Annotated in this window: 1 protein-coding gene; it reads right to left on the reverse strand. The window is 73.7% G+C overall.

The features are described from left to right. On the reverse strand, positions 1 to 1,424 hold a 1,424-nt coding region (locus PROKR_RS06200; protein ID WP_036960786.1), incomplete at both ends, for a glycosyltransferase family 61 protein.

Genomic DNA, 1,424 nt, shown 5'->3' on the forward strand with positions numbered 1-1,424 from the left:
GTGCGGGCTGTCGCGGTGCCGGCTGTCGCGGTGCCGGCTGCCGCGCGGGCGGGCCCAAGGACTCCAGGAGGTCGTCGAGCGCGGGCCCGTCGCGGTCGACGTCGAACACGTAGTCCGCGTGGAACCGGCCCGTCACCGGCCCGGTGGGTCCGGCGGCCGCCTGCCCGGAGGAGAACACCGGGTCGCACCAGAAGTAGTGCAGGTCGCCGCCGTACAGGGCCGCGATGTGGTACTCGTTCGTGGCCCAGTAGCTCTTCGAGGCCAGCACCACCCGCGTCGCCGGGCCCGACGAGAACACCGTGTTGATGAGCCCCGAGCCCGCGTAGCCGGCCACCACCGTGACCTGCGAGAACAGCCGGGCCTGGTCCGGCAGCGAGAGGTCCTCGGGGTAGACGACCACGAACCCCGCGTCCTCGAACCGCCGCTCCACCTCGTCCCCGTTGAGGCAGCGCCGCCGGGTCGCGTGCCGGCGCGAGACGAACACGCGCTCGGGCAGCGGGTCCCGCCCCGCGCGTGGCAGCAGCCCGGCCGTCACCCGCGCCCAGACGTCCCGCGCGACCGGGCTCAGGAAGTTCGGCTGCTGGAAGGCCTGCGTCGCCGTGATCAGCCGCTCGACCCGCACGGGGCCGGTGATCATGTGCACCCGGTCGCGCTCGATACCGAATGCTTCGAGCAGATCATACGTATAGGCAGGAATGTCCTCGCCCCCGACCTGCGGGCTGAGCAGCAGCCGCAGGTCCGGGTGCTCGGCCAGCGCGGCATCCCACGCCCACAGCTTCGACAGGTCGTGGGTGATCACGTGCCCGTAGTGACCGGGGATCTGGTTGTCCAGGTGGTAGTACGTTCCGGACAGGGCCTCGGGCTCGGCGCCGTCCTGCAGCAGGCCGGAGTAGTCGGGGCCGTAGTAGTGCATGCCGCGCGTCCGGCGGCTCGACCGGCCCGGCAGGAAGTACGACGTCGGCAGCAGCAGCCGCTCCGCGACGGCCACCTGCCGCGGCGCGCACAGCACGTCGGAGTAGACCGTGCAGACCAGCTCCCCGACCTCGACCGCGTCGGGCAGACGCTCGGCCGCCAGCCCCGCGTCGCTGGACCAGATGGACGACGCCGACGCGCGTCGCTCGGCAGGCACCCGCGCGATCACCCGCTGCTCGACGCCGCGCGCCGCGAGCGCCGCGCGCGTGTCCGGGCCCCCGAGCTTGATGACGTGCTCGCCGCTCTTGCGCAGCGCGATCAGGCTGCCCTTGGTGGTCACGCCGGACAGGGCCCGGATCAGGCCCAGCTCGAGGGCGGTGCTGCAGTCGCGGCGCTGCTGCGTCGGCAGGCCCTGGCGCCGGACGAGCTCCTTGACGTCGTCGGCGAGGGTGCGGCCGTCGGCTCCGGGGGTGGGTGCGGGCCCGCGCTCCCGCCGGGCGACGTAGCGGCCG

The organism is Promicromonospora kroppenstedtii DSM 19349, assembly GCF_000515355.1.
Taxonomy (GTDB): domain Bacteria; phylum Actinomycetota; class Actinomycetes; order Actinomycetales; family Cellulomonadaceae; genus Promicromonospora; species Promicromonospora kroppenstedtii.